Raw genomic sequence first — 18,864 nt, forward strand, 5'->3', positions numbered from 1 at the left:
TATACTAAAATTTATTCACACTTTTGTTTAACCAAATATATACGTTTAGAATCCCCTATAATCTAAATAATTTTAACAAAAAAATCGTTTTTTAACCAGTATGACTAAAACAGCTGATTCAGTTTGGATGGAATGTTTGTCTTTTATAAAAGACAATATAAAACCTCAAGCATATAAAACTTGGTTTGAACCTATAAAGCCGATTAAATTATCGGGGGCGGCTTTGACTATTCAGGTTCCAAGTAAGTTCTTTTATGAATGGTTAGAAGAACATTATATTAAATTATTACGAGTTGCCTTGGTAAGGCAATTGGGCAATGACGCAAAGTTGGTCTATGATGTGCGTATGGAAAATACGTATAGTAGTAACAGTCCTCAAACTGTAAAAATTCCTAGCTCAAACAGAAATCCATTAAAACCTCAAAAGGTAACAGTTCCTTTAGAATCTAAACGTGAACTTAAAAATCCTTTTGTGATTCCTGGATTGCAAAAAGTAAAGATAGAATCTCAATTAAATCCAAATTATAATTTCATGAATTTTATTGAGGGAGATTCTAATCGTTTAGCAAGGTCAGCTGGTATGGCTGTCGCTAATAAACCAGGTGGAACTTCTTTTAATCCATTACTTATATATGGAGGAGTTGGACTAGGAAAGACTCACTTAGCTCATGCTATTGGTGTAGAAATAAAAGATAAGTATCCTGATAAAACAGTTTTATATATATCATCTGAAAAATTTACACAACAATTTATTGATTCTGTAAAATCAAATACTAGAAATGATTTTATTCACTTTTATCAAATGATTGATATACTAATCATTGATGATGTTCAGTTTTTGTCTGGTAAATCAGGAACACAGGATGTTTTCTTTCATATTTTTAATCACTTGCATCAAAATGGGAAGCAAGTTATTTTAACTTCTGATAAAGCTCCTGTTGATATGCAAGATATTGAGCAACGATTGTTATCTCGTTTTAAATGGGGATTATCAGCAGAATTACAATCGCCAGATTATGAAACACGTATCTCGATACTTCAAAATAAATTATATAGAGATGGTGTTGAAATGCCTGAGGAGATTGTTGAGTACATAGCAAAGAATATAAAATCGAACGTTAGAGAGTTAGAGGGAGTTATTATATCAATGATTGCTCAAGCTTCTTTTAATAGAAAAGAATTTACAATTGAATTAGCAAAACAAATAGTTGATAAGTTTGTAAAGAATACTAAGAAAGAACTTTCTATTGATTATATTCAAAAAGTAGTGTCTAAATATTTTGATATGGACGTTGCCACTTTACAGTCTAAAACAAGAAAACGTCATATTGTTCAAGCTCGTCAGTTAGCTATGTATTTTGCTAAGCGAATGACAAAATCTTCTTTAGCTAGTATTGGAAGTCAGATAGGTCAACGAGATCACGCAACAGTTTTGCATGCTTGTAAGACAGTTGATAATTTGACAGAAACTGACAAGCAGTTTAAGAAGTATGTTGAAGATCTTACTAAGAAGTTAACTTTATAAAAAAATATACAAATGAAAATACTAATGGTTTGTTTGGGGAATATTTGTCGTTCTCCATTGGCTGAAGGTATTTTAAAGTCTAAAGTTTCTTCGGAGTATGTTCAAGTAGATTCCGCAGGAACTGCTGGGTATCACGAAGGAGAATTACCTGATAAAAGATCTATAGCTGTTGCGAAAAAATATGGTATTGATATAACAGATCAACGGTCTAGAAAATTTTTAGTAAAAGATTTTGAAAATTTTGATGTAATTTATGCAATGGATGAAAGCAACTACGACAATATAGTTGCCCTTTCAAGGAATAAAGAAGAAGCAAATAAAGTAAAAATGATTTTACAAGAATTGGATTCAAGTCAAAAATTAAATGTACCAGACCCTTATTACGGTGGAGAATTAGGATTTGAAAATGTATATCAAATGCTTAATGAAGCTTGCGAAGTAATTGTTTCTAAAATAAATAAATAATGAAAGGTAAACTGTACTTAATACCAACTACTTTAGGCGATACTGAGCCTTTAGAAGTAATGCCTATATCTGTAAAAAAAGTTATAGAACAGTTAGATTTTTTTATTGTTGAAAACGAAAAATCAGCTCGAAGATTTATTAAAAAAATAACACCTACAAAAGCTCAGCCTTCATTGCAGTTAATGTTATTGGATAAGTATTCAGACGAGTTAGAGACTAGGAATTATTTAGATGCTTGTGAAGAAGGGAAATCAGTAGGATTACTATCTGAAGCTGGTGTTCCAGCTGTAGCAGACCCTGGGGCAACAATTGTTAAACTTGCACATCAAAAAGGAATTCAAGTAGTGCCATTAGTAGGGCCGTCATCAATTTTAATGGCTATGATGGCTTCTGGAATGAATGGTCAAAGCTTTGCATTCAATGGATATTTACCTATTGATAAATCTGATAGAAAAAAAACAATAAAAGATTTAGAAAAAATTTCCAGAGATAAAAATCAATCACAAATTTTTATAGAAACGCCTTACAGAAATGAAAAAATGTTAGATGACTTACGTTCGGTATTGGCTCCAGAAACAAGAATTTGCGTGGCTTGTGATATCACGCTACCATCAGAGTACATTAAAACATTGACAGTAAGGGAATGGAAAAATGTAAAAACCGATTTACATAAACGTCCAACTATTTTCATAGTGCACAAGTAAACCGGATTTCTGCTAAATATTTGGGGATTTATTGGGTGATATGTTGGATACATTGTAACCACCAAATTTTTTTAAATACTGCTCTATCGATGTTCCAAAGGCATCATTAAATTTTATGGTACCATTTGAGCGTAAGAATTTCTTGACATTACCAGCTCCACTTAGGTGTGCAGCCGCTAAAATTCCAGACTCTGTAATTTTAATACCATTAATTCTTTTTCCTACACTTCTTCTAATATCTTTTCTTAAAATCCACTTATTAACTTTGCAAAGGGCAATAAAAGCTTTTTCTTGTAATTCAGGGTTTTGAAGGAACTTTTGAGTATTGTATATTCTAAATCTTTTTAAAGTAGATTTCCCAAATTGATACTTTCCAAGATAGCCAAGTTTATTAACTACTGTATATCTACCCTGTGATTCTTTAAAAGCTAAGGCTTCGCGAAATCCAATAAAATTTTTTTGTAGAAAAGGAAAATTGAAATTCCTTTTGTTTGTAACCTCTATTAAAGGTTTTGGAGTAATTTTTTCTTTCTTAGTTGAATTTGTGTTAAAACTAGTTAGTATAACAAATCCTAAAAATGTAAAAACTAAATGTCTGATAATTAGTTACTTTCTGTTTAGCGGGGGCAAAGATATAACAAAAAATATAAATAACTGTTTATTAATTACTTGTGTTTTTTGCAAGGATGTGTTTTATTTAGTAATTCATAAATTACATTATGAAAAAAAAACTTTTACGACCTTTTTATTATTTAAAACAAAATAAAATGAATTAATTTTTGTAAATAAAATTTTGTTAAAGTTTAACGGTTTATACCTCTATTACTAATCCAACGTTGATATTTTGCAGCATTTCTGTTATGTTGTGCTAATGAATTTGCAAACTCATGAAAACCAATGCTTTCTACACTGGCACACATATAAAAATAGTTGTGTTTTTTATAGTTTAGTACTGCGTCAATAGCGCTGATATCTGGCATAGCTATTAGAGTAGGAGGTAATCCGGTGTTTTTGTAAGTATTATATGGTGATGTTATTTCAAGGTCTTTCGTTAGTACTCTTTTTACAATAAAATCTTGACCATTTATTTCTTTTACACAATAAATTATGGTTGGATCAGCTTGCAAAGGCCAATTGTTTTTTAAGCGATTTAAATACAGTCCAGCAACCACAGGGCGTTCAGCTTTTTGTGCTGTTTCTTTTTGAACTATAGAAGCTAAAGTGATAACTTGATCTTGAGTTAGATGCAATTCTTTAGCCTTTTTTATTCTTGACTCATTCCAGAAGCGTTTGTATTCTCGTAACATTTTAGTTCGAAACTTTTCAGCAGAAGTATTCCAATAAAATTCATAACTATTAGGAATATACATACCTAAAACCGACTTTTTTGTAAAACCATTGGCTTTTAAAAATGTATCATCACGCATTGTTTGAAGTAATGAAACTGAATCAGTTTCTATTTGTTCGGAAATTCTTCCAGCAAGTTTTTCTAAAGTATCTTGGTTATTAAAAGAAACTTTAATGGGAGTTTGATTTCCACTTCTCAAAAGATTGACAATGTCATTCATACTCATTCCCTTTTTAAGAATATATTTACCTCCTTTAGGAGTTGTGAATTTCTTTTTATTGGCTACCCAAATGAAATTTTCTGTGTTTTCAATAGATTTGATAAGTTGTTTTTTTACATCAATTAAGGAGTCTTTAGATCCTACATATAGTATTGTTTCTTTGGTTACTACTGCGCCAAAAATTTTATGATAATAATTAAATCCAACTATTGCTCCTATTAGTAAAATAGCAATAACGCTTCCGTATATGATTTTTTTATTCATTAATTAATTGAAATAAAATTTCGTCTTTAAATGTACCTTTGCTAAAAATCCAATCTTTCTTTAATCCAACTTTCGAAAAGTTTTTTTTCTGAAACAAAGTTAAGCTATTTAAGTTATCAGCAGTAATATTAACATACAATTGATGGAGCTGTAAATGCGAAAAACAATATTTAATTAATATATCTAAAGCTTCAGAAGCATACCCATTTTTTTGAAAAACAGGATCAATAAGTATACCAATACCTGCTCTTTTATGTTGTGGATTAAAGTCAAATATATCTATTGTACCTATGGGTTGATTGGTTTTTTTTAATTGAATAACTAATCGCAGTTGTTTTGCTTCATATATATCTAAATGAGCATTTTCTATGTACTGTTTTAGTAAAAACCTAGAAAAAGGAGTTTGTGTATGACTTATTTCCCAAAAATCTTCATTATTTTCAATTGAGAAAAGAAAAGATAAATCTTCAGGTTCTAAAGCACGTAAACTAATATATTTACCTTTAAGAGTTTGCATTAAATTGTTATTTGGCCTTTAAAAACAAAAGTAGCAGGTCCTATTAAAAAAACATTACTATATGTTCCATTATTTTCGTTAAAAGTAACTTGTAATTCTCCTCCTTTTACAGGAAGATTAACAGTAGTATTATCTGTTTTTTTTATTTTATGCATTGCCATAGCTACAGCAGTTACTCCGGTTCCGCATGCTAGAGTTTCATTTTCAACACCACGTTCGTAAGTTCTAACTTTAAAAGTAGTATTGTTTATTTGTTCTACAAAATTTATATTACTACCTTCTTTTCCATAAATATCATTTCGTATCCTTTTTCCAGAATTATAAACATCATAATCGTCAAGATTATTTATTAACTGAACATGGTGAGGTGAACCTGTGTTCGCAAAACAATAAGTGTCATATACATCAATAGCGTTTACATCAATCATTTGTAATGATACAGTGTTGTTTTTAATAGAAGCATGGTGTAAGCCATCAATAGCTGTAAATGTTGTTTTAGATTCAAATATACCTAGCTTATGAGCAAAAGCTACAATACATCTCCCTCCATTACCACACATGGTACTTTCATTACCATCAGAGTTAAAATAGATCATTTTAAAATCTTCCTTTTCATCTTCCTCTAATAGAATTAAGCCATCAGCACCAATGCCAAAATTTCGATCACATATTAATGAAATAGCATGAGTTTTATCTTTTGGAAATGTTTTTGATCTATTATCTATTATTACAAAATCATTCCCTGTTCCTTGATATTTATAAAAAATTACCTCCATAGTAGGGCAAATATACATATTTCATTGGGTAAAAAAGACTGTTAAATAGTGGTTAAAATCGTTAAAACGAAGTTAAACACATTTTGTTAAAATGTTAAAATTGTATATTTGAGTAATTAAAACATTTATAAGCATATGAAGAAAATATTAGGAATTCTAGGAGTAGCGTTTATAGGTGGTGCAGTTGCGCTTACAGGCTACAAAGTATTATTAGAAAAACCTCAGGTTGTAATTCAAAAATCTGAAGAACCTACTTTACAGACAGTAAAGGCAAGTTATACAACACCAGTAATGAATACATCATCTGTACCTACAAATTTTACTGATGCTGCTGAAAGTACTGTAAATGCTGTTGTACACGTTAAAAATACTGCAATAAGAACCAAGCAAGATCCTATGAGTTTTTTCTTTGGAGGAAGTGGTTCAAGAAAATATGAGCAAGTTGGAACAGGAAGTGGAGTAATAATTTCTCCTGATGGTTATATTGTAACAAACAATCATGTGATAGAGGGAGCTTCAGAGATAGAAATTACACTCAATAATCGTAAAAAATTAAAAGCTACGTTAATAGGAACTGATAAAGAACGAGATATTGCTTTATTAAAAGTAGAGTCTGATATTGTTTTGCCCACTGTTTCATTTGGGAATTCTGATAATGTTAAAATAGGAGAATGGGTACTGGCAGTTGGAAATCCATATAATTTAACCTCTACAGTTACAGCTGGTATAGTAAGTGCAAAGGGAAGAGATCTTGAAGGGAACAGAAACATAGAATCTTTTATTCAAACGGATGCAGCTGTTAATCCCGGTAATAGTGGAGGAGCGTTGGTGAATACTAGAGGAGAATTAATAGGTATTAATACCGCTATTTCATCAAGAACAGGTTCATTTATTGGGTACTCTTTTGCAGTACCTTCTAATATTGCTAAAAAAATTATTGATGATTTATTAGAATATGGAACTGTTCAAGAGGCATTAATAGGAATAACATATGACAATGTAGAAGAAGGTGTAAAAATTACTCGTATTACTGAAAAAGGTGGAGCTGAAAAAGCTGGGTTGCTAAAAGGAGATGTAATAACTAAACTAAATAACGTGAAAATCACGAAGTTTTCAGAGTTAAAAGGTCAATTAACAGCCAAAAGACCAGGGGAAAAGGTCGTAGTTACCGTTTTAAGAAATGGAGATAAGGTAGAAAAAGTGGTTACTTTAAGTAAGAAAGATTTTGTGGAAGTAAGAAGTTTAGGGTTAGTTCTTAAAGATCTTTCTAAAAGTGAAATTAAAAAAAATAAGATAAGTTCAGGAGCTAAAGTAATTACTAATATAAATAGGGTTCTTAATCGTCTAGGGATAAAAGAAGGTTTTATTATTACAAAAATAAACAATCAAAAAGTTTTAAATTCTGTTGATGCAAGACAGAAACTATTAAATTTAGGAGATAAAAGTTCATTTATTATTGAAGTAATTAATTTAGAAGGAGAAACAGTCAGGTACGGTTTTTAATTTTAAGATATTTATTATAGATGAACAGTTTAAGAAAAACGCTTTTAATAATTTATTAAAAGCGTTTTTCTTTTTAAAATAATCCTAAAAATTAATTGAAAACAATTACTTTTGCACAAATTTTTTAAATCTTAGTTAACACACAACTATGTCAACAATAACAAATTACGAAAACGAGGTAGTAAATCAGGCTCAAACAAGAAGAGCTACCGTTGAATTTATTAACATTGTTAATGATTTATGGTACGATAAATCTATTGAGTTAGTTTTATTTAGAAACCCATTAGTAGATAAAAGGGCTAGTGAGGTTTTAAACTTAATAGATTATGCAAAAGAGTTTGTAGCTAAACCAATTTCTATTGAAGATGCGTTAGATATTGCTAAAGCAATACAGTCAATTGAATTGCCTGCTTCAAAATTAGATATCGGTAAATTAGCCTATGAGTTTCATTTATCTGAAAATGAAAATATAGATAAAGTTGATTTTGTAAAAAAACAATTAGAAGGAGCTACGGAAGCTAGTGGAATTCAGCCTAAAGATGTAGTTTTATATGGTTTTGGGCGTATTGGGCGTTTATTAGCTCGTGAGTTAAGTAGTAAGATGGGGAAAGGTTCTCAATTACGATTGAGAGCAGTTGTTACTCGTGGAAAAATAGATGAGTCTGTTTTAGAAAAAAGAGCTTCATTATTAAGTATTGATTCTGTACACGGAGACTTTTTAGGAACTGTTCAGGTTGATGCTGAAAATAATGCTTTAATAATTAACGGAACAACTGTATATATGATATCAGCTGCTAAGCCTGAAGATATTGATTATACTGAATATGGAATTCATGATGCTTTAATCATTGATAATACTGGAGCTTTTAGAGATAAAGAAGCATTAAGTCGTCATTTAGTACCAAAAGGAGCCAGTAAAGTTTTATTAACTGCGCCAGGTAAAGGAATTCCAAATATTGTACATGGAGTTAATCATGTAGAGAATAATCCTGACTTTGTTGATGTTTTTTCAGCAGCATCATGTACAACAAATGCTATAACTCCAGTTTTAAAGGTCTTAGAAGATAATTTCGGAATTAAAAAAGGACATTTAGAAACTATTCATGCGTATACAAATGATCAGAATTTAGTTGATAATATGCATAACAAATACCGTAGGGGTAGAGCTGCTGCATTAAATATGGTAATTACTGAAACAGGAGCAGGTAAAGCAGTGTCAAAAGCATTGCCAGCTTTAGAAGGTAAATTAACATCAAATGCTATTCGTGTTCCTGTACCAAATGGATCATTAGCAATTTTAAATTTACAATTAAATTCAACTACAACAGCAGAAGCTGTTAATGCTATAATGAAGCAGTATGCTTTAGAAGGAGATTTAGTGGAGCAAATACAATATTCAATGAGTAATGAGTTGGTTTCTTCAGATATTGTAGGAACTACTGCGCCATCAATTTTTGATAGTAAAGCTACTATTGCTGACGGAGATACAATTGTTATTTATGTATGGTATGATAATGAATATGGATATTCTCATCAAGTAATGCGTTTAGCAAAGCATATAGCCAAAGTACGTCGTTTTACGTACTATTAACATACTATTATTTGATAGTATAAAAAACCGAAACATTTTTAATGTTTCGGTTTTTTTATTATATTTGATTTTAACTAAACTTCAATTCCCCTTAAACAATGAAAAAAGCAATACTTTTAATTGCGTTTATACTGAGCTTTTCAGCTCTTATGCATTCACAAGAAACAAATAAGTCAGTATCTTTAACTTCAGGAAAATGGCGTATCGAATCTCTTAAAATTGGAGAAGAAAAAGAAGATTTTTCAAAGTGTAAAAATAGCTGGATGATTTTTGAAAAAAATGGTAATTACCAATTAGTGATTAGGAAAACTGAAAAAAAAGGACAATGGAAATTGTTAGAAGACAAACAAACTATAAAATTTGAAAATGAAGGTGATGATACAAATGGTTTTCAGATACTTAAATTAAATGATAAAGAACTATTGTTTTCTACAAAAGAAAATGATGTAGTTTATACCATGACGCTAAAGAAATAATTTACACACACACGTAAATATAAACCGAAGTAACAGCTTCGGTTTTTTTTGTTTATAATGAAATAAAAAGGAGGTAAAATCTCAAAAACTTTTCTGTAATTTAGCATCAAATATATTTAGATGAAATCAATTGTAGCTTTTCTCATTTTATTAATATCATTAAGTATTAGTGCTCAAAAATTACCTTATTATGAATTAGCTGAAGCACCAAAAGAGTTCACAGCAGGTTCAGTAGCAAGTAGGATGATTGATGGATTAGGTTTTCGTTACTATTGGGCAACAGAAGGGTTGACAGATAATGATTTACAGTATAGACCTACTAAAGAAGCAAGGACAACTTTAGAAACTATAGATCATATTTTAATACTATCAGTAATGACATTGAGTACTTTAGAGGGGAAAGAAGTAGATTTTTCTGAGAATGAAGCCTTATCATTTGAAGATATTCGTAAAATAACTTTGGAGAACTTCAAGAAATCAAGTGAAATTTTAAAGAAAACTAAAGATTTGTCAACTTTTGTAATGAAAATAAAGAGAAAAAGTGGTGTTATTGAAGAGTATCCATTCTGGAATCAATTAAATGGTCCTATAGCTGATGCAATTTGGCATGTAGGTCAAGTAGTTACTTTCAGGCGATCATCGGGGAATCCATTTCCTAAAGGAGTTGGTTTATTAACCGGTAAAGTAAGTAAGCAATAAATGAAGAAAAATGGAATGCTAGTTGCTTTAATTGATGAGTATGAAAGAGCGTTAATGGATTATGAATTGGTTTTAAAAAGTATTTCACAAGAAGACTTTTTGCTTACAAGAGACGACAAAACAGAGGACAAGGATTGTTTGTCCATTCAAACAGTAACATTTCATATTATTCAGTCGGGTTATACATACGCTAACTATATTCAATCAATAAGTTCAAAAGAATGGTTAGAGTATGATTCCGAAATAGATAGTGTTAATATTGCGATTGAAAAATTAGGCGAAATGATGGTTTATACAAAAAAATCATTTCAGAATAATTGGTACAAAACAACCAAAGAGTTGGAGGAATATTCTTTTAAAACTAGATGGAATGTTACGTATGATATAGAACAATTGTTAGAACATGCCATTGTACATGTTTTAAGACATAGAAGACAGATAGAAATTTTTTTGAAAGAAAAATAAATGACCACGGAACAAAAAATACAACAACTTAGAGAAGAATTACGTCAACATAATCATAATTATTATGTATTGGATAATGCTACTATTTCTGATTATAATTTTGATATTAAACTAAAAAAGTTAGAAAAACTTGAAAATGAATATCCTGAGTTTTTTGATGCTAACTCACCAACTCAGCGTGTAGGTGGAGACATAACCAAGAATTTTGAAACTATCACCCATAAAAATAGAATGTATTCTTTAGATAATTCATATTCTAAAGAAGATTTATTAGACTGGGAAAAACGAGTTCAAAAAAACTTAGGAACTGAAGCTATTGAATATACTTGTGAGTTAAAATATGATGGAGCTTCTATTAATTTGACCTATGAGAATGGGGAATTTGTAAGAGCAGTCACTCGTGGTGATGGATTTCAAGGTGATGATGTAACTACCAATATTAGAACGATAAAATCAATTCCTTTAGTTCCTAATGGAAATTATGTTTCAAATTTTGAAATGCGCGGTGAAATAATTTTACCCTTAGAAGGTTTCAATAAAATGAATGAAGAACGAGCTGCTAATGGAGAAGAGGCTTATAGGAATCCTCGTAATACTGCTAGTGGAAGTTTAAAACTTCAAGATAGCTCAGAGGTTGCTAAACGTCCGTTAGATTGCTTATTGTATCAAGTAGTAACAGATGAACGTAAATATCAAACACATTTTGAAAGTTTAGAAGCGGCTAGAAAAGTTGGATTTAAAGTTCCAGATACTATTGTTTTGGCAAAATCAATAGATGAAGTATTTAATTTCGTAAACATGTGGGATGTAAAACGTCATGATTTACCGTATGAAACAGATGGGGTTGTTGTAAAAGTGAATAATTTACAGCAACAAGAAGAGTTGGGGTATACTTCAAAATCACCAAGATGGGCAATTGCTTATAAGTTTAAAGCTGAGCAAGTTTCAACAGTTTTAAATGAAATTACATACCAAGTAGGAAGAACTGGAGCAATTACGCCAGTCGCAAATTTAGAGCCTGTCCAGTTAGCAGGAACTATTGTAAAACGAGCATCTTTGCATAATGCCGATCAAATTGAAAAGTTAGATATTCGTGTTAATGATACTGTTTTTGTTGAAAAAGGAGGAGAGATTATCCCTAAGATTATTAAAGTTGATTTAACAAAGCGTCCAGAGAGTTCTGAAGCTACTCAATATGCAACTAACTGCCCTGAATGTGGAACAGAATTGATTAGAACCGAAGGTGATGCTAAACATTATTGTCCGAATGAATTTGGATGTGCTCCTCAAATAACTGGAAGAATTCAACATTACATTAGCAGAAAAGCAATGGATATTGATGGTTTAGGTGGAGAAACGGTTGATTTACTTCGTAAAGAAGGATTGATAAAGAATTACGCTGATTTATACGATTTGAAAGTAGATCAAGTCATTCCTTTAGAAAGAATGGCTGAGAAATCTGCTCAAAACATGATTAAAGGAATTGAAAAATCAAAGGAAATTCCGTTTGAGAAAGTATTGTTTGCACTTGGAATTCGATTTGTAGGTGAAACTGTAGCTAAAAAATTAGCAAAACACTTCAAGTCAATAGATAATCTAATGCATGCCGATTTTGATACATTAATAGGTGTTGATGAAATTGGAGATAGAATAGCACAAAGTATTCTTGATTTTTCTGTAAACGAAGGAAATAGGAAGTTAATAGAACGGTTAAAATTGTATGGGGTACAATTAGAAGTATCAGCAGAAAGTTTGGAAGGTCAAACAGATAAACTTGCAGGAAAAGTATTTGTAGTTTCTGGTGTTTTCCACCAAATGAGTAGAAATGAACTTAAAAAAGCAATTGAAGATAATGGAGGAAAAGTAAGTTCTTCAATTTCTAAGAAAACAACATATATTGTGGCGGGTGATAATATGGGACCAAGTAAATTAACTAAAGCTGAAAGTTTAAATATTCCTATTATATCTGAGCAAGACTTTATTGATATGATATAAGAATAACTTTTTTTTGTAAAATTCTTTTAATTATTAAATTAGATAAAAATGACCAAACAAACCAAAATAACAATAGCTTCTATGCTTTTTTTGCTTGTAGCTATTGCAGATGTTTATGCAGTAATTACTCAAAATAAAGTCATGGAAATGATTTTTAAGCCCTTATTAATGACAATATTGGTTATGGTGTATTTGTTATCTGTAAAAAAACCTAATTTCTGGTTTGTAAGTGGTTTGTTTTTTTCATTCTGGGGAGATGTATTTCTTTTGGATAAAGAGTCTTTTTTTGTTTTCGGATTGGGTTCATTTTTATTCGCTCATGTTATATATATAAAAATAACAACAGGTTTTTTGCAAAAAGACTTAACGGCTAAAATGATAACATCAGCAATACCTTTTGTTTTGTTGTTAGCAGGTTTATTATTTTTAATTTATGATAACTTAGAAGAAATGCTTATACCTGTAATTGTATATGGAGTAACAATAGCAACATTTGGAGCTTCAGCATTGTTAAATTATCGACAAGAAAAATCAATGGCTAATTCATGGTTACTGTTAGGTGCTATTCTTTTTATAGCATCTGATAGTTTAATTGCTTTGAATAATTTTTATGCAGCCAAACACCTTTTTGATATTGCAATTATAGTGTTGTATATAATTTCTCAATATTTCATTTGTAGAGCTATGATTGCTAAAAATGATTAAGTATGGAAAAGCCAAGAATTGCTAGGTTAACTCAAATACTTACGCAACTTCAGTCAAAAAGAATAGTAACAGCCCGTGAATTAGCGAATAAATATAATGTAAGTGTTCGAACGATATACAGAGATATTAAAACCTTAGAAAGCTCAGGTATTCCTATTTTTACAGAAGAAGGTAAAGGATATTCAATACAAGAAGGGTTTCATTTACCTCCGGTCATGTTTTCAGAAAATGAGGCCAATGCTCTGATAACTGCTGAACAGTTAATACTTAAAAATAAAGATACTTCATTTGTTGAAAATTATACAAATGCTATTATTAAAATTAAAGCAGTACTTCAATATTCTCAAAAAGATAAAGTTGACTTACTATCGCAGCGAATTATTTTTAGAGCTAATAAAGAACAGGAAAAAACGAGTAATCATTTAATGCAAATACAATCGGCAATAACTAGATTTCAATTATTAACTATTGAATATATGTCATTAGAAAGTAATTTTACAAAACGAGTGGTAGAACCTTTTGCTTTATATAGTACTAATGAAAATTGGTTGTTGATTGGATATTGTAGGCTTCGTAAAGAATTTAGAGCATTTAGAATAGATTGTATTAAGAGCATAATGAATTTAAAAGATACTTTTGAACCTCATAAAATGAGTTTAGAAGAGTATTTTGAGATATGCAAAGAAAAATATTTGAATACCCTTGACAAACCCCTGTCATAAGCCTCATTTATTTTTGTACCAACATTAAAAAATAATACAATGGAAGTAGTACAAAAAAATGAGTTTTATGTAGTTGGAATTTCAGTGAGAACAACCAATGAAAACCAGAAAGCTAAAGAAGACATAGGTAAGTTATGGGGACAATTTATGAGTGAAGATATGTTTGGTATAATACAAAATAGAATTAGTGACGCTATTTGTGCGGTTTATACCAATTATGAATCAGATCATACTAAGCCTTATGATACAATTCTTGGATTTCAAGTAACCGATTTAAATAGTATTCCTGAAGGAATGGTTGGAGTAACTATATTAAAATCTAATTACCAGAAGTTTATGGCTAAAGGCGATTTAACTAAGAATGCAGTAGTAGATAAATGGATGGACATTTGGAATATGGATTTAAATAGAACATATACTGCCGATTTTGAGTTATATGGTAAAAAAGCAGAGGATCCTACCAATGGTGAAGTAGATATTTATATAGCTGTAAAGTAAATATGATAAATATTAATACATTTTATATAGAAAAAAAAGAACCTGTTAAAAGTTGTTTACTTGCATTGAGGAAAATTATTTTAGATATTGATGCTATAACTGAAACTCAAAAATGGGGAATGCCTTGTTTTTTATATAAAAAACAACCTTTCTGTTATTTATGGATTGATAAAAAAACTTTAGAACCATATATTTTAATGGTAAAAGGAGCGTCTCTTGAGTATCCTGGTTTAGAAAAAGGAAATCGTTCAAAAATGAAAATTTTTAGAGTAGATGCAAATCAAGATATTCCAATTGATATTATTAAAGCACTTTTAAAAAAAGCTTTAAAATTATACTAGCTTTATAACTGATATTGATTGCTTTTATTTCAATGAAAAAGAGCCATTAAAAGGGGGGGTGTTAGCATTAAAAAATATAATTCAAAATTACAACCAAAGTTTGTTACAAAAATGGTATTACAGATTACCCTGTTTTATGTATCAAAATAAACTTTTTTGTTATTTGTGGGTTGAAAAAAACACAATTTCCATATATAGCTATTGGAAGAGGGTTAGAAATGGAACATCCTGATTTAGTAAAAGGCAATAGAACATTTGTAAAGTTGTTGTATATAAACCCAAATGAGGATGTTCCTGTGAATAAAATTCACCAAATTTTTTATATAGCTTTCAAACTATATAAATAAAAGTACTTCATTGAGTTTATATAAACTCAATGAAGTACTGTATTAAACAAACAATAATTATAAAAGCTTATTTTAAATAGGGTATATCTTTTTTATTTATATAAAGTAATACTATTGCTGCAAGTAATGTAAATATTGAAAGTAAAAACAAAAGACCACCATCACCATTATTCTCAATACCTATTCTGGTAATGTGCCCAATAATGGCTCCGCTCATTAATCCAATAGTTAAGAAACAACCTATCCAAGTTTTTTTTGGTGTAAACAATAAAATTGAAGCTATTAGCTCTAAAATTCCTGTTCCAATTCGAACGATAGCCTCATGCTCTCCAGCAACTTTAGTGAATAAATTAATACTCTGTTGAGCTCCAGTAAATTTAAAAAATAACGTTTGTAACATAATTACAGCAATTATTAATTTTAAAATTATGGGGAAGTATTTATTCATGATAATTGTTTTTTGGTTTTAGACGATTAAAACTGTAAATCTTACAAGGATAAAACAGTATTTTTGTGTTTTTTAAGATAAAAATCTTTTTTGTATGCGTTATAACCTATTAATTGCGTTCTTATTGATATTTTCAAGTTGTAAAAAAACAACGATTAAATTAAATTATTTAGACGAATATATAGTTGATGATTCTATAGTGTTTAGAAACAGTTTGGTAGGAGGGCTGTCTGGTATAGATTATTCAAATAATAAGTACTATATGGTAGTTGATGACTCTTATAATCCTAGAATTTTAGTTAGTAAAATAACTATTAAAAAAAATAAAATTTCGGCTATTAATTTTTTAGATGTTATATCTGTAAAAGATAGTACTAGCCAATTTTTAGTGAACAATGCATTAGATTTAGAGTCTGTTTTTATAGATAATGAAGATAACATAAACTTAACTAGTGAGGGAAATATAAATGGAGGTAAACGTCCATCAGTTTTTGTAATAGACTCATTAGGTAGGTTTAAAAAAGAAGTTAAAATACCTAGTTATTTTGATAGTATAGATTTAGGAAAGCCCAAGCATAATGCAGCATTTGAAAGCTCAACAAAGAGTATTGATAAAAAAGGTTTTTGGGTTGCTATGGAAGGGCCTTTAGGGGTTGATGGAGAAGAACCTACTTTTAAAACTACAATTTCACCCATTAGAATTAGTTATTTTGATAGTGCTTTGAATAAAGCAACAAAACAATTTGCCTATCAATTAGAAAAAATTGATAAGCCTGCAAGAGGTAATATAAACCTTAATGGCGTGACTGCCATTTTACAATATAACAATACTAGTTTTTTTGTTGTTGAAAGAATATATCAAAGTGGTTATGGAAGTTATGGAAACACAATAAGAATTTTTAAAGCAACAGTTCAGGGTACTACTACAAACACTTTAAATATTCAATCTTTGAAAAATGAAAAGTTTATTCCTTTAAAAAAAGAATTGTTGTTTGATTTTGCTTCGGTAAAAGAAAAATTAACAGATAATATTATAGATAACATAGAAGGAATAACATTTGGACCAGTTTTGCCAAATGGAAATCAATCTTTATTGTTAGTTTCTGATGATAATTTCCAGAAGTTTGGTAAACAACTTAATCAAGTTATATTGCTTGAGATTGAAAATAAATAAATTATTTTAGCAGAAGAAATAAAGTAAAATGATAGGTAAACTTAAGCAGAAGTCGATAGAAAAATACTATAATAAATTCTTAGAAAGAAAACCTATAGTTAAAAATAAAGGAGGGAAAGTAAAATCAATAGCTATAATACTTGATAATGAATCGTTAGTTAATGTAATACAGGCCAATTTAATCAATAAATTATCTTTTAAAAAGCAAGATATAACCTTTTTAGTACATAGAGAGTTTTCAAAAAAGCAAGAAGTAGCGCCAATGTTTTTTACAGAAGAAGAAGTAGGGTACAAAGCTAGTTTAAAATCAGACAATTTAAAGGGATTTGTTAAAAAAGAATATGACTTACTTATAAATTACACAAAATCATCAAATTTATACACTAATGTAATAACTTTGCAATCGCAAGCAAAGTTAAAAGTAGGGTTTGCTGAAATTGATGATAGATTATATGATTTAGTTGTAGCAGATGCTACATTTAATGAAGCAATTTTAAATCAAGAATTAAAAAAATATTTAACGATTTTAAATAAAATATAATGCAAAAGTTTATAGGTACGGGAGTAGCTTTAGTAACTCCTTTTAATGAGGATTTAACAGTAGATTATGATGCACTTATAAAATTAGTGAATTATAACATTGATAACGGAATAAGTTATTTAGTTATTAATGGTACAACAGCTGAAAGTGCAACTATAACAAAAGAGGAAAAGAAAGAGATAATAAATGTAATTTCTGAAACGAATAAAGGTCGTTTACCTTTAGTATTAGGCGTTGGAGGAAATAATACGCAAACCGTTGTTGAAGAGCTTCAAACATTAGATTTATCTGATATTGATGCTATATTATCGGTAGCTCCGTACTATAGTAAGCCAACACAAGAAGGTTTTTACCAGCATTTTAAAGCAGTGGCATTGGCTAGTCCTAAGCCTATAATATTATATAATGTGCCTGGTAGAACAGCAAAAAATATGTTGCCTGAAACTACATTACGATTAGCAAATAATTTTGAAAATATTATTGGAGTAAAAGAAGCAGCAAATATTCAACAGCAATACTATTCGTTGCTTAAAGATAAGCCAGAAGATTTTTTAGTTATTTCTGGTGATGATGATTTAGCTTTAGGAGTTGTTTTGGCTGGCGGAGCAGGAGTTATATCAGTAATTGGTCAAGGGCTTCCAAAAGAATTCTCTTCAATGATTAAATTAGGCTTAGCTGGTAAAAATAAAGAAGCTTTTGATATTCATTATAAATTGATGGATATTGTTGATTATATTTTTGAAGAAAATAATCCGGCTGGAATTAAAGCAGTATTAATGAAAAAAGGTATATGTTTAGATGAAGTTCGTTTACCTTTAGTTAAAGCTTCTGAAGAGTTACAAACTAAAATATCAGACTTTATAGACAATCTATAATTTGTCTAAACAAAAATTAAATATTGAAAAGGCTACAGTTACTTAATTGTAGTCTTTTTTTAGCATCTTTGTATAAAGAAATAAATTACACCAAAGTATGTTGTCAAAAAAAATAGAAGAAGTTTTAAATACACAAATAAAAATAGAAGCAGAGTCATCTCAAGTATATTTATCAATGGCATGTTGGGCTGAAATTCAAGGGTTTGAAGGGGTTGCTCAGTTCATGTATGCACATTCAGATGAAGAACGTATGCATATGTTAAAATTGGTAAAGTTTGTAAATGAACGTGGAGGACATGCGCAAATTTCTGAGTTAGCTGCACCACCAACTGAATTTGGCTCATTTAAAGATATGTTTCAAACATTGTTTGATCATGAAGTTATGGTTTCTAAATCAATTAACGATTTAGTTCATATTACGCTAGAAGAAAGAGATTATGCTACTCATAATTTTTTACAGTGGTATGTGTCTGAACAAATAGAAGAGGAAGCGTTAGCAAGAAATATCTTAGATAAAATTAATTTAATAGGTGATGATAAAGGTGGATTGTATTTATTTGATAATGATGTGAAACAATTGGTAGGGCAGCAAGCGTCTGAACCACCTCAATAAGATTAACAAAGATTTAGGAGTTGTCACTAGTTTTTATAGCAGATTTTGTGGT

22 protein-coding genes are annotated in these 18,864 nt (G+C 29.7%); 17 read left to right on the forward strand and 5 right to left on the reverse strand.

Annotated features, from left to right (window positions below; genetic code table 11):
- Nucleotides 1-100 precede the first annotated feature (100 nt).
- Genes dnaA through ACMFBB_RS00015 form a run of 3 tightly spaced genes read left to right on the forward strand, consistent with a single transcriptional unit; the run spans nucleotide 101 to nucleotide 2,694 of the window.
- Nucleotides 101-1,525 (forward strand): chromosomal replication initiator protein DnaA, encoded by a 1,425-nt coding sequence (dnaA, locus tag ACMFBB_RS00005; protein ID WP_435262427.1) that lies wholly within the window; start codon nucleotides 101-103, stop codon nucleotides 1,523-1,525.
- 12 nt (nucleotides 1,526-1,537) lie between these two features.
- Nucleotides 1,538-1,990 carry a low molecular weight protein-tyrosine-phosphatase gene (locus ACMFBB_RS00010; RefSeq protein WP_435262428.1) on the forward strand — a complete coding sequence of 151 codons (453 nt, stop codon included), beginning with the start codon at nucleotides 1,538-1,540 and terminating at the stop codon, nucleotides 1,988-1,990.
- A complete protein-coding gene (locus tag ACMFBB_RS00015; protein ID WP_435262429.1) occupies nucleotides 1,990-2,694 on the forward strand; it encodes an SAM-dependent methyltransferase in 705 nt (234 codons plus the stop codon). Before ACMFBB_RS00010 ends, ACMFBB_RS00015 begins: the two co-directional genes overlap by 1 nt.
- Before the next feature lie 12 nt (nucleotides 2,695-2,706).
- On the opposite strand, the gene ACMFBB_RS00020 is transcribed toward ACMFBB_RS00015, so the two are convergent.
- From ACMFBB_RS00020 to dapF, 4 genes are all read right to left on the reverse strand, one after another.
- Nucleotides 2,707-3,294, reverse strand: a complete 588-nt coding sequence (locus ACMFBB_RS00020) for a peptidoglycan-binding protein LysM (RefSeq protein WP_435264341.1) — start codon at nucleotides 3,292-3,294, stop codon at nucleotides 2,707-2,709.
- Nucleotides 3,295-3,497: 203 nt separating this feature from the next.
- Nucleotides 3,498-4,526: an endolytic transglycosylase MltG gene (gene mltG, locus ACMFBB_RS00025; protein WP_435262430.1), complete on the reverse strand. Its 1,029-nt coding sequence runs from the start codon at nucleotides 4,524-4,526 to the stop codon at nucleotides 3,498-3,500.
- The gene (locus ACMFBB_RS00030; protein WP_435262431.1) at nucleotides 4,519-5,043 is read right to left on the reverse strand and encodes a GNAT family N-acetyltransferase; all 525 of its coding nucleotides are present in this window, start codon (nucleotides 5,041-5,043) and stop codon (nucleotides 4,519-4,521) included. The genes mltG and ACMFBB_RS00030 overlap by 8 nt, the downstream gene beginning before the upstream one ends.
- Nucleotides 5,043-5,819: a diaminopimelate epimerase gene (gene dapF, locus ACMFBB_RS00035; protein ID WP_435262432.1), complete on the reverse strand. Its 777-nt coding sequence runs from the start codon at nucleotides 5,817-5,819 to the stop codon at nucleotides 5,043-5,045. The genes ACMFBB_RS00030 and dapF overlap by 1 nt, the downstream gene beginning before the upstream one ends.
- Before the next feature lie 135 nt (nucleotides 5,820-5,954).
- Between dapF and ACMFBB_RS00040 the strand changes: the two genes are divergently transcribed.
- From ACMFBB_RS00040 to ACMFBB_RS00085, 10 genes are all read left to right on the forward strand, one after another.
- Nucleotides 5,955-7,322, forward strand: a complete 1,368-nt coding sequence (locus ACMFBB_RS00040; RefSeq protein WP_435262433.1) for a trypsin-like peptidase domain-containing protein — start codon at nucleotides 5,955-5,957, stop codon at nucleotides 7,320-7,322.
- Nucleotides 7,323-7,470: 148 nt separating this feature from the next.
- Nucleotides 7,471-8,913, forward strand: coding sequence for a glyceraldehyde-3-phosphate dehydrogenase (locus tag ACMFBB_RS00045; protein ID WP_435262434.1), 1,443 nt, complete (start codon nucleotides 7,471-7,473; stop codon nucleotides 8,911-8,913).
- A 98-nt stretch (nucleotides 8,914-9,011) separates the two neighbouring features.
- Complete coding sequence (locus ACMFBB_RS00050) at nucleotides 9,012-9,389, forward strand: lipocalin family protein (RefSeq protein ID WP_435262435.1); 378 nt, start codon at nucleotides 9,012-9,014, stop codon at nucleotides 9,387-9,389.
- Nucleotides 9,390-9,509: 120 nt separating this feature from the next.
- Entirely contained in the window at nucleotides 9,510-10,088 is a 579-nt protein-coding gene (locus tag ACMFBB_RS00055) for a hypothetical protein (RefSeq protein ID WP_435262436.1), read from the forward strand.
- Nucleotides 10,089-10,553: a DinB family protein gene (locus ACMFBB_RS00060; RefSeq protein ID WP_435262437.1), complete on the forward strand. Its 465-nt coding sequence runs from the start codon at nucleotides 10,089-10,091 to the stop codon at nucleotides 10,551-10,553.
- Entirely contained in the window at nucleotides 10,554-12,548 is a 1,995-nt protein-coding gene (ligA, locus tag ACMFBB_RS00065; protein WP_435262438.1) for an NAD-dependent DNA ligase LigA, read from the forward strand.
- A gap of 48 nt (nucleotides 12,549-12,596) precedes the next feature.
- A complete protein-coding gene (locus tag ACMFBB_RS00070) occupies nucleotides 12,597-13,253 on the forward strand; it encodes a lysoplasmalogenase (RefSeq protein ID WP_435262439.1) in 657 nt (218 codons plus the stop codon).
- Between the two features lie 2 nt (nucleotides 13,254-13,255).
- Nucleotides 13,256-13,975, forward strand: a complete 720-nt coding sequence (locus ACMFBB_RS00075) for a helix-turn-helix transcriptional regulator (RefSeq protein WP_435262440.1) — start codon at nucleotides 13,256-13,258, stop codon at nucleotides 13,973-13,975.
- 39 nt (nucleotides 13,976-14,014) lie between these two features.
- Nucleotides 14,015-14,473, forward strand: coding sequence for a GyrI-like domain-containing protein (locus tag ACMFBB_RS00080; protein ID WP_435262441.1), 459 nt, complete (start codon nucleotides 14,015-14,017; stop codon nucleotides 14,471-14,473).
- Nucleotides 14,474-14,475: 2 nt separating this feature from the next.
- Complete coding sequence (locus tag ACMFBB_RS00085) at nucleotides 14,476-14,814, forward strand: DUF1801 domain-containing protein (protein WP_435262442.1); 339 nt, start codon at nucleotides 14,476-14,478, stop codon at nucleotides 14,812-14,814.
- Between the two features lie 414 nt (nucleotides 14,815-15,228).
- Here the strand turns inward: ACMFBB_RS00085 and ACMFBB_RS00090 are convergent, their stop codons facing one another.
- Nucleotides 15,229-15,609: a DoxX family membrane protein gene (locus ACMFBB_RS00090; protein ID WP_435262443.1), complete on the reverse strand. Its 381-nt coding sequence runs from the start codon at nucleotides 15,607-15,609 to the stop codon at nucleotides 15,229-15,231.
- Nucleotides 15,610-15,703: 94 nt separating this feature from the next.
- On the opposite strand from ACMFBB_RS00090, the gene ACMFBB_RS00095 reads away from it, so the two are divergent.
- The 4 genes from ACMFBB_RS00095 (at nucleotide 15,704) to ACMFBB_RS00110 (ending at nucleotide 18,812) form a co-directional block, all read left to right on the forward strand.
- A complete protein-coding gene (locus ACMFBB_RS00095) occupies nucleotides 15,704-16,783 on the forward strand; it encodes an esterase-like activity of phytase family protein (protein WP_435262444.1) in 1,080 nt (359 codons plus the stop codon).
- Between the two features lie 28 nt (nucleotides 16,784-16,811).
- On the forward strand, nucleotides 16,812-17,324 hold the full coding sequence (locus tag ACMFBB_RS00100; RefSeq protein ID WP_435262445.1) for a DUF6913 domain-containing protein: 513 nt from the start codon (nucleotides 16,812-16,814) through the stop codon (nucleotides 17,322-17,324).
- Complete coding sequence (gene dapA, locus ACMFBB_RS00105; RefSeq protein ID WP_435262446.1) at nucleotides 17,324-18,199, forward strand: 4-hydroxy-tetrahydrodipicolinate synthase; 876 nt, start codon at nucleotides 17,324-17,326, stop codon at nucleotides 18,197-18,199. Before ACMFBB_RS00100 ends, dapA begins: the two co-directional genes overlap by 1 nt.
- A gap of 97 nt (nucleotides 18,200-18,296) precedes the next feature.
- Nucleotides 18,297-18,812, forward strand: a complete 516-nt coding sequence (locus tag ACMFBB_RS00110) for a ferritin (RefSeq protein ID WP_435262447.1) — start codon at nucleotides 18,297-18,299, stop codon at nucleotides 18,810-18,812.
- Nucleotides 18,813-18,864: the final 52 nt, after the last annotated feature.

The organism is Tenacibaculum sp. nBUS_03 (genome assembly GCF_051201695.1).
Lineage (GTDB): Bacteria > Bacteroidota > Bacteroidia > Flavobacteriales > Flavobacteriaceae > Polaribacter.

Excerpts from the sequence above, each read along its gene's own strand:
- dnaA (WP_435262427.1), top strand. The coding sequence starts at position 101 with ATGACTAAAACAGCTGATTCAGTTTGGATGGAATGTTTGTCTTTTATA.
- mltG (WP_435262430.1), bottom strand. The coding sequence starts at position 4,526 with ATGAATAAAAAAATCATATACGGAAGCGTTATTGCTATTTTACTAATA.
- dapF (WP_435262432.1), bottom strand. The coding sequence starts at position 5,819 with ATGGAGGTAATTTTTTATAAATATCAAGGAACAGGGAATGATTTTGTA.
- ligA (WP_435262438.1), top strand. The coding sequence starts at position 10,554 with ATGACCACGGAACAAAAAATACAACAACTTAGAGAAGAATTACGTCAA.
- ACMFBB_RS00075 (WP_435262440.1), top strand. The coding sequence starts at position 13,256 with ATGGAAAAGCCAAGAATTGCTAGGTTAACTCAAATACTTACGCAACTT.
- ACMFBB_RS00030 (WP_435262431.1), bottom strand. The coding sequence starts at position 5,043 with ATGCAAACTCTTAAAGGTAAATATATTAGTTTACGTGCTTTAGAACCT.
- ACMFBB_RS00060 (WP_435262437.1), top strand. The coding sequence starts at position 10,089 with ATGAAGAAAAATGGAATGCTAGTTGCTTTAATTGATGAGTATGAAAGA.
- ACMFBB_RS00080 (WP_435262441.1), top strand. The coding sequence starts at position 14,015 with ATGGAAGTAGTACAAAAAAATGAGTTTTATGTAGTTGGAATTTCAGTG.
- ACMFBB_RS00055 (WP_435262436.1), top strand. The coding sequence starts at position 9,510 with ATGAAATCAATTGTAGCTTTTCTCATTTTATTAATATCATTAAGTATT.
- ACMFBB_RS00050 (WP_435262435.1), top strand. The coding sequence starts at position 9,012 with ATGAAAAAAGCAATACTTTTAATTGCGTTTATACTGAGCTTTTCAGCT.
- ACMFBB_RS00015 (WP_435262429.1), top strand. The coding sequence starts at position 1,990 with ATGAAAGGTAAACTGTACTTAATACCAACTACTTTAGGCGATACTGAG.
- ACMFBB_RS00090 (WP_435262443.1), bottom strand. The coding sequence starts at position 15,609 with ATGAATAAATACTTCCCCATAATTTTAAAATTAATAATTGCTGTAATT.
- ACMFBB_RS00100 (WP_435262445.1), top strand. The coding sequence starts at position 16,812 with ATGATAGGTAAACTTAAGCAGAAGTCGATAGAAAAATACTATAATAAA.
- ACMFBB_RS00040 (WP_435262433.1), top strand. The coding sequence starts at position 5,955 with ATGAAGAAAATATTAGGAATTCTAGGAGTAGCGTTTATAGGTGGTGCA.
- ACMFBB_RS00010 (WP_435262428.1), top strand. The coding sequence starts at position 1,538 with ATGAAAATACTAATGGTTTGTTTGGGGAATATTTGTCGTTCTCCATTG.
- ACMFBB_RS00110 (WP_435262447.1), top strand. The coding sequence starts at position 18,297 with ATGTTGTCAAAAAAAATAGAAGAAGTTTTAAATACACAAATAAAAATA.
- ACMFBB_RS00045 (WP_435262434.1), top strand. The coding sequence starts at position 7,471 with ATGTCAACAATAACAAATTACGAAAACGAGGTAGTAAATCAGGCTCAA.
- dapA (WP_435262446.1), top strand. The coding sequence starts at position 17,324 with ATGCAAAAGTTTATAGGTACGGGAGTAGCTTTAGTAACTCCTTTTAAT.
- ACMFBB_RS00070 (WP_435262439.1), top strand. The coding sequence starts at position 12,597 with ATGACCAAACAAACCAAAATAACAATAGCTTCTATGCTTTTTTTGCTT.
- ACMFBB_RS00095 (WP_435262444.1), top strand. The coding sequence starts at position 15,704 with ATGCGTTATAACCTATTAATTGCGTTCTTATTGATATTTTCAAGTTGT.
- ACMFBB_RS00085 (WP_435262442.1), top strand. The coding sequence starts at position 14,476 with ATGATAAATATTAATACATTTTATATAGAAAAAAAAGAACCTGTTAAA.